Genomic DNA, 7,062 nt, shown 5'->3' with positions numbered 1-7,062 from the left:
GCGCCCTCGGCGGCCGCCGCGCCCGTCACCGTCGTCGTCTTGCTGGTTCGAGCCACCGCGGTTCTGTTGTCCGCCCGAGCCCTGTTGATCGCCGCCCTTGTCGGATTCCCCGTCGGACTCGCGCTCCTCGGACTTGGTAGTGGTCTGATCGGTCGTTTCGGACCGGCCATGCCGCTCGCCAGCGTCGTCAACGGACGTTCCCGCTCCCGTTTCGCGGGAGTCAGCGCGGGTCGCGTCGTCGGCGGTCGCCTCGGTGTGGTTGGCCGAAGCCTCGGTGCCGTGGTTGTGCGGTGCGCTGCCGGCGCCGCTGTTGGCGGGTGCACCGTTGGCGTGGCCTTGGCGGCTTTCCCGAATCGCAGCGATGAGTTCGTTCTTACGCATCCCGGACGTGCCCTTGACGCCGGCTCGATTGGCCAACGCGCGCAGTTCGGGCAGCACCATGGTGGACAGCGAACCGTCCGACCCGCTGGTGTCGGCGTCCGTCGCCGACCCGGATGCGTCGCGGTCGGCGGAAGTGTCTGTAGTCACGGAGTCAGACAGCTTGTGGTTTTCAGTGCTGTCGTCAGCCGTAACGAGGTCCGTATCAGTCACGGATTTCCTTTCTTCCCTGGCCGATCCAATCAAGCCAGGGTTTGTTGCATTCAGCCAAATCGCCGAGTGCTGCCAACAATCGACTCTGCAACGGTGATCGCCAGGATTGGCGGTTTAAATGGCGAACCATCGTCCACGAGAAGAATTTGGTGTTCGTCCTAGTGTTAACGCAGATGCAGAGGCTGCGATTGCTGGACGCCGTCGAGGATAACCTGCTTCGATGCCGGAAGCAAGAAGCCCCTCCAGCGTGCCGGTGGACGTTAGCTGCGGACGGGTACCCCGGAACTCCAGCGGACCCCGTTGCCGGCCGTCATCTCGCTCACCGCAAACCCGTTTGCAGCGCCATACTCAAGAGCTTCTGCGGGCAACTTGGAGGCTGTGCTCAGCGCGATAACCGCCGGGCCAGCGCCGGAAAGCACAGCTGCCACGTTGTAACGCCGCAACAGTCGAAGGTATTCCGCCGACGCCGGCATCGCGGGTGCGCGCTGCGGCTGGTGCAGCATGTCCTCGGTGGCGGCCATCAGCAGGTCGGGCCGCTCGGTGAGTGCCACCACCAGCAGCGCCGTGCGGCTGAGATTGAAACGTGCGTCGTCGTGGCTGACCTGCGCAGGGAGCAGCACCCGAGCCTCCGCCGTCGACGAGCGCTGCTCGGGAATGGCGGGAAACAGCCGGATGTCGGGATGTAGCCGCAGCGGCACGGCCGAATAGCTGGGCGGATCGTAGCTGCGGTCGGTCCACGACACCACCGCGCCGCCCAACACCGCGGCCCCCGCGTTGTCGGGATGCCCTTCGAATTCCGACGCTAACTGAATCAGCTGGTTCTGGCTCAACGCAGTCGAATCAGCTTGTGCGACAAGTCCATTGACCGCTGCAAGGCCGCCGACCACCGCTGCGGCCGACGAGCCCAGACCCCGCGAATGCGGGATGACGTTACGGCACCGCACTTTCAGGCCGGGCGCGCTGACGTCGGCCACCTGCAGCCCGCGCTCGACGGCCCGAACCACCAAATGGCCGGAGCCGAGCGCCAACTCTCCGGCGCCCTCGCCGTCAACTTCGACGACCGGGCCGGAATCGGTTGTCTCGACGATGATTTCGTCGTAGAGGCTCAACGCCAGTCCGATACTGTCGAAGCCCGGGCCGAGGTTGGCACTGGACGCCGGGACGACCGAACTGGCCAGCAGCCCGGCAGGCAACATCTGGGTCACTAGACGAGCCCCAGTTTCGCGACGACGGCGACAGGGTCGACGGGCACCGGCGACACGCTCGGCATGTCCCGCAGCGCGGTGTCAGGATCCTTGAGGCCATTGCCGGTCACGGTGCACACCACGGTCGATCCCGGTGCCACCCAGCCGTCATCGACGGCTTTGAGAAGACCGGCGATGCTTGCCGCCGACGCCGGTTCCACGAAAACGCCTTCGGTACCGGCCACCAGGTGATATGCGGCCAGGATCTCGTCGTCGGTGGCGGCCAGGAACCGCCCATCGGACTGCTGCTGCGCCTCGACGGCCGACGCCCACGACGCCGGCGAGCCGATGCGGATCGCGGTGGCGATGGTTTCGGGCTGGCTCACCGGTTGGCCAAGCACCAACGGCGCTGCGCCGGCGGCCTGGGTGCCCAGCATGCGCGGCAGCTTGTCGATCACTCCGTCGGAGTGATATTCGGTGTAGCCCTTCCAGTACGCCGTGATGTTGCCGGCGTTGCCGACCGGCAAGGCGTGCACGTCCGGCGCGACGCCCAGCGCATCGACGATCTCGAACGCCGCCGTCTTCTGGCCCTCGATGCGTAGCGGGTTGACCGAGTTGACCAATGAGATGGTCGGGAAGTCGGCGACGATCTTGCGGGCGAGTTCAAGGCAGTCGTCGAAGTTGCCGTCGATCTGGATGACCTTGGCGCCATGCATCACGGCCTGCGCCAGCTTGCCCATCGCGATCTTGCCCTGCGGGATCAGAACCGCGCAGGTGATGCCGGCGCGGGCAGCATAGGCCGCCGCCGACGCTGAGGTATTCCCTGTCGACGCACACAGCACCGCCTGCCTACCGCGGGCCACCGCGTCGGTGACAGCCATCGTCATGCCGCGGTCCTTGAAGGAGCCGGTGGGGTTGAGGCCCTCCACCTTCAGATGAACAGTGCAGCCGGTCTTGGCGGAGAGCCTGGTCGCCGGTATCAGCGGGGTGCCGCCCTCGAGCAAGGTGACGGGAGCCCAGTCGTCGCCGACCGGCAGCCGGTCGCGGTAGGCCGCGATCACACCCGGCCACGGCTGATGGGTGCTGGTCTTGGCGGCGCTTGCCGAACTCATTCGCTGGTTCCTTCCAACCGCAGGACGCTGGCCACACCCTGTACCACGTCGAGGCTGGCCAGCGCGTCGACGGTTTCGGACAGTGCGGCGTCGGTGGCGCTGTGGGTGACCACCACGATACGGGCCCCGACCCGTTGTCCGCTCTCGCCGACAACACCTTCCTGGCGAACTTCGGCGATGCTGACTTCGCGGTTAGCGAATTCTGCTGCGACCGAAGATAATACACCCGGTTTGTCAGCGACGTTCATGCTCACGTAGTAGCGGGTGGAGATGACACCCATTGGCGCGATGGGCAGTTCGGCGTACTTGGATTCTTTCGGCCCGCGGCTGCCCAGCACTCGGTTGCGAGCCGCCATCACCAGATCGCCAGTCACCGCCGACGCGGTCGGCGCTCCGCCCGCGCCCTGACCGTAGAACATCAGCCGGCCGGCCGCTTCGGCCTCGACTACCACGGCGTTGAATGCGCCGTTGACCGTCGCAAGCGGATGTGACATCGGCACCAGCGCAGGATAGACTCGAGCCGAAACCCGCTGCTGCCCATCGTCGGTGGTGATTCGCTCACAGATCGACAGCAGTTTGATCGTGCAGCCCAGGCCGCGCGCGGACACGAAGTCGTCCGGGGTGATCTTCGTGATGCCCTCGCGGTAGACGTCGTCGGCGGTCACCCTGGTGTGGAACGCGATGGACGCCAGGATCGCGGCTTTCGCCGCGGCGTCGGAGCCTTCCACGTCCGCGGTGGGGTCAGCCTCGGCGTAGCCGAGCGCGCTCGCGTCGGCCAGCGCTCGCTCGTAGTCGGCGCCAGTGCTGTCCATCTCGGAGAGGATGTAGTTGGTGGTGCCGTTGACGATCCCGGCCACGCGCTGCACATTGTCGCCAGCCAGCGACTGGGTCAGCGGCCGGATCACCGGGATAGCACCCGCCACGGCAGCCTCGAAATACAGGTCCACATTGGCACTCTCGGCCGCTTGCGCGAGCTCTCCGGTGGCAACGGACAGCAAGGCCTTATTCGCCGTCACCACAGACTTGCCGTGCTCCAGCGCCGACAGGATCGCTTTGCGGGACGGTTCGACCGGACCCATCACCTCGATGACGATATCGACGTCCGCGCGGGAGACCAGTTCTTCGATGTTGTCGGTGAGCAGATCGATCGGCACACCCCGGTCTGCGGCTACCCGCCGGACACCGATGCCACGGAGCACCAGCGGCGCGCCGATCCGGGCGGCGAGGTCGTCGGCACTGTCCTCGATGATGCGAACAACTTCACTGCCCACATTGCCCAGTCCCAATACCGCTACACCGACCGGCTTTTCATCAGCGTTCATGTGCGCCACTCCTCCAGGCTCAGAAGATCGTCGACGGTCTCCCTGCGCAGAATCAAACGGGCCTGCCCGTCGCGCACAGCCACGACCGCCGGCCGGCCGATCAGGTTGTACCGACTCGACAGCGAGTAGCAGTAGGCGCCGGTGGCGGCCACAGCCACCAGGTCGCCCGGCGCGATATCGTCGGGCACCCAGGTATCCCGGACAACGATGTCGCCACTCTCACAATGCTTTCCAACGATACGGGCCAGCGCCGGGGACGCATCGGTGGCCCGGGAGACCAGTCGAACGTCGTATTCCGCACCGTACAGCGACGTGCGGATGTTGTCGCTCATCCCGCCGTCCACACTGACGTAGCGGCGATGCGCTGACGCGCTCACTCCGACGTCTTTGACGGTGCCGACCTCATACAGCGTGATGGTCCCGGGCCCGGCGATGGCGCGGCCGGGCTCAACGACCAGCCGGGGAACCGGCAAGCCCACCGCGGCGGATTCGTTGCGCACGATGGATCCGAGCTTGTCGGCAAGCTCGCGCACCGGCGGCGGATCGTCGTTTGCTAGATACGAGATGCCCAGGCCGCCACCAAGATCGACGGTGGAAATTTGCGCGGTCTTGTCGACACCGAACTCCGCGACAATGTCGCGCAGCAGGCCGATCACCCGGTGCGCGGCCAGTTCGAAACCGGCGACGTCGAAGATCTGCGATCCGATGTGGCTGTGCAGGCCCACCAGTCGGAGGTGGTCGGTGGCGAATACCCGTCGTACCGCGGCCATCGCCGCGCCGTTGGCCAGCGACAGTCCGAATTTCTGGTCTTCGTGGGCGGTGGAGATGAACTCGTGGGTGTGGGCTTCGACGCCGACCGTGACGCGGACCAGCACATCCTGGACGACACCGGCCTCACCGGCGATCGCGTCGAGGCGCTCGATCTCGGTCATCGAATCGACCACGACGTGACCGATGCCGGCCTTGACCGCCGCGGTCAGCTCGGCGACCGATTTGTTGTTGCCGTGCAATGCGATCCGCTCAGGGGGGAAGTTCGCGCGCAGCGCGACCGCCAGCTCACCGCCGGTGCAGACGTCAAGCGAGAGACCTTCCTCATCAATCCACCTCGCAATTTCGCTGCACAGGAAAGCCTTACCGGCATAGTGCACGTTGGCGCCGCCGCCGAATGCGGCAGCGATCTCGCGACACCGCGAGCGGAAGTCGTCTTCGTCGAGGACGAAAAGCGGCGTGCCGTACTCCTGCGCCAGCCAGTTCAGCGCGACGCCGGCAATGCTGACTACCCCGTCGTCACCACGAACCGTGTTGCGCGGCCAGACATTCGGCGCCAGTTCCAGCAGTTCCTGTGTCGTCTGCGGCCGGGGTGGAACGCCGCCGTGATGGAACTCCTCGGCGTGCCGGGGGCCGGCTGGATGCGCGTTCACATCCGCTCCGGAGCCCGGACACCAAGGATGGCCAATCCGTTAGCGATCACTTGGCGGGTGGCCTGGCACAGCGCCAGGCGCGCAGTGTGCAGCTCGTTGGGCTGTTCGTCGCCCTGCGGCAACACCCGACACGAGTCGTAGAACCGGTGGTAATCGCCGGCGAGGTCTTCCAGGTAGCGGCACACCCGGTGCGGTTCGCGCAGGGCCGCAGCGGTTTTCAGCACCCGCGGGAACTCGCCGAGACTACGGACCAGCGTGCCTTCCTTGTCGTGGGTGAGCAGGTCGAGGTGGCCGGTGTCGGGGATCAGACCGAGTTCGGCGGCGTTACGGGCCAGTGCGGAGAGCCGGGCATGCGCGTATTGCACATAGTAGACCGGGTTTTCGTTGGACGCCGACGACCACAGCGCCAGGTCGATGTCGATCGGGGTGTCCACCGACGAGCGAATCAGGCTGTAGCGGGCGGCATCCACGCCGATCGCCTCGACCAGGTCGTCGAGGGTGATCACGGTGCCGGCGCGCTTGCTCATCTTCACCGGCTGGCCATCGCGGACCAGGTTGACCATCTGGCCGATGAGCACCTCGACGGTGGCCGGGTCGTCGCCGAACGCGGCGGCGGCGGCCTTCAGCCGGGAGATGTAGCCGTGGTGGTCGGCGCCGAGCATGTAGACGCACAGGTCGAAGCCGCGTTGCCGCTTGTCCAGGTAGTAGGCGAGATCGCCGGCGATGTAGGCGGGTTTGCCGTCGCTCTTGATTACGACGCGGTCCTTGTCGTCACCAAACGCGCTGGTGCGCAACCAGGTTGCGCCGTCCTTCTCGTAGATGTTGCCGTTCTCGCGCAGCCGGGCGATGGCCTGCTCGACACGACCGCTGGTGTGCATCGACTCTTCGTGGGTGTAGACGTCGAAGTCGGTGCCGAACTCGTGCAGCGATTCCTTGATGTGCGCGAACATCAAGTCGACACCGATGCGCCGGAACGTCTCGTGCTGCTCGGCCTCGGGCTGGCTCAGCGCATCGGGCGCCTGCTGCAAAACTTGCGCGGCGATGTCGCCGATGTAGCTGCCCGCGTAGCCGTCGTCCGGGGTGGGTTCGGCTTTGGCGGCGGCGATCAGCGAGTTGGCGAATCGGTCGATCTGGGCGCCGTGGTCGTTGAAGTAGTACTCGCGCACCACGTCGGCGCCCTGCGTCGTCAGCAGGCGGCCCAGCGCGTCGCCGACGGCGGCCCACCGGGTGCCGCCGATGTGGATCGGCCCGGTTGGGTTGGCCGAGACGAACTCCAGGTTGATCTTGTGTACGGCCTGAGCATCGGAGTTGCCGTAGGCGTGGCCGGCATCGATGACGTTGTTGATGACGACGCCCTGCGCCGACGCGTCCAGGCGCAGGTTGATGAAGCCGGGCCCGGCCACCTCCGCCGAGGCGATGCCGTCGGCCTGGG

The 7,062-nt window shown here is 66.3% G+C and carries 6 protein-coding genes; all 6 read right to left on the bottom strand.

Features of this window, described 5'->3' with window-relative positions:
* A partial coding sequence (locus VEI45_RS09190; RefSeq protein WP_324852349.1) for a Rho termination factor N-terminal domain-containing protein occupies window positions 1–528 on the bottom strand: 528 nt, incomplete at its 3' end.
* Window positions 529–851: 323 nt separating this feature from the next.
* Window positions 852–1,787 carry a homoserine kinase gene (gene thrB / locus VEI45_RS09185; RefSeq protein WP_324852353.1) on the bottom strand — a complete coding sequence of 312 codons (936 nt, stop codon included), beginning with the start codon at window positions 1,785–1,787 and terminating at the stop codon, window positions 852–854.
* An 8-nt stretch (window positions 1,788–1,795) separates the two neighbouring features.
* Window positions 1,796–2,887, bottom strand: coding sequence for a threonine synthase (gene thrC, locus VEI45_RS09180; RefSeq protein WP_324852347.1), 1,092 nt, complete (start codon window positions 2,885–2,887; stop codon window positions 1,796–1,798).
* Window positions 2,884–4,209 carry a homoserine dehydrogenase gene (locus tag VEI45_RS09175; protein WP_324852345.1) on the bottom strand — a complete coding sequence of 442 codons (1,326 nt, stop codon included), beginning with the start codon at window positions 4,207–4,209 and terminating at the stop codon, window positions 2,884–2,886. Before VEI45_RS09175 ends, thrC begins: the two co-directional genes overlap by 4 nt.
* Window positions 4,206–5,546 carry a diaminopimelate decarboxylase gene (gene lysA / locus VEI45_RS09170; RefSeq protein ID WP_324852351.1) on the bottom strand — a complete coding sequence of 447 codons (1,341 nt, stop codon included), beginning with the start codon at window positions 5,544–5,546 and terminating at the stop codon, window positions 4,206–4,208. Before lysA ends, VEI45_RS09175 begins: the two co-directional genes overlap by 4 nt.
* Window positions 5,547–5,626: 80 nt before the next feature.
* On the bottom strand, window positions 5,627–7,062 hold a 1,436-nt coding region (gene argS, locus VEI45_RS09165; protein ID WP_324852343.1), incomplete at its 5' end, for an arginine--tRNA ligase.

The sequence above is a fragment of the Mycobacterium sp. genome (genome assembly GCF_035623875.1).
Classification (GTDB): Bacteria; Actinomycetota; Actinomycetes; order Mycobacteriales; family Mycobacteriaceae; genus Mycobacterium.
This window is presented reverse-complemented; position numbering and strand designations above follow the sequence as displayed.

What these genes read in the sequence shown, in the direction of transcription:
- thrB (WP_324852353.1), bottom strand. Translation starts at nt 1,787, where the DNA reads ATGTTGCCTGCCGGGCTGCTGGCCAGTTCGGTCGTCCCGGCGTCCAGT.
- thrC (WP_324852347.1), bottom strand. Translation starts at nt 2,887, where the DNA reads ATGAGTTCGGCAAGCGCCGCCAAGACCAGCACCCATCAGCCGTGGCCG.
- VEI45_RS09175 (WP_324852345.1), bottom strand. Translation starts at nt 4,209, where the DNA reads ATGAACGCTGATGAAAAGCCGGTCGGTGTAGCGGTATTGGGACTGGGC.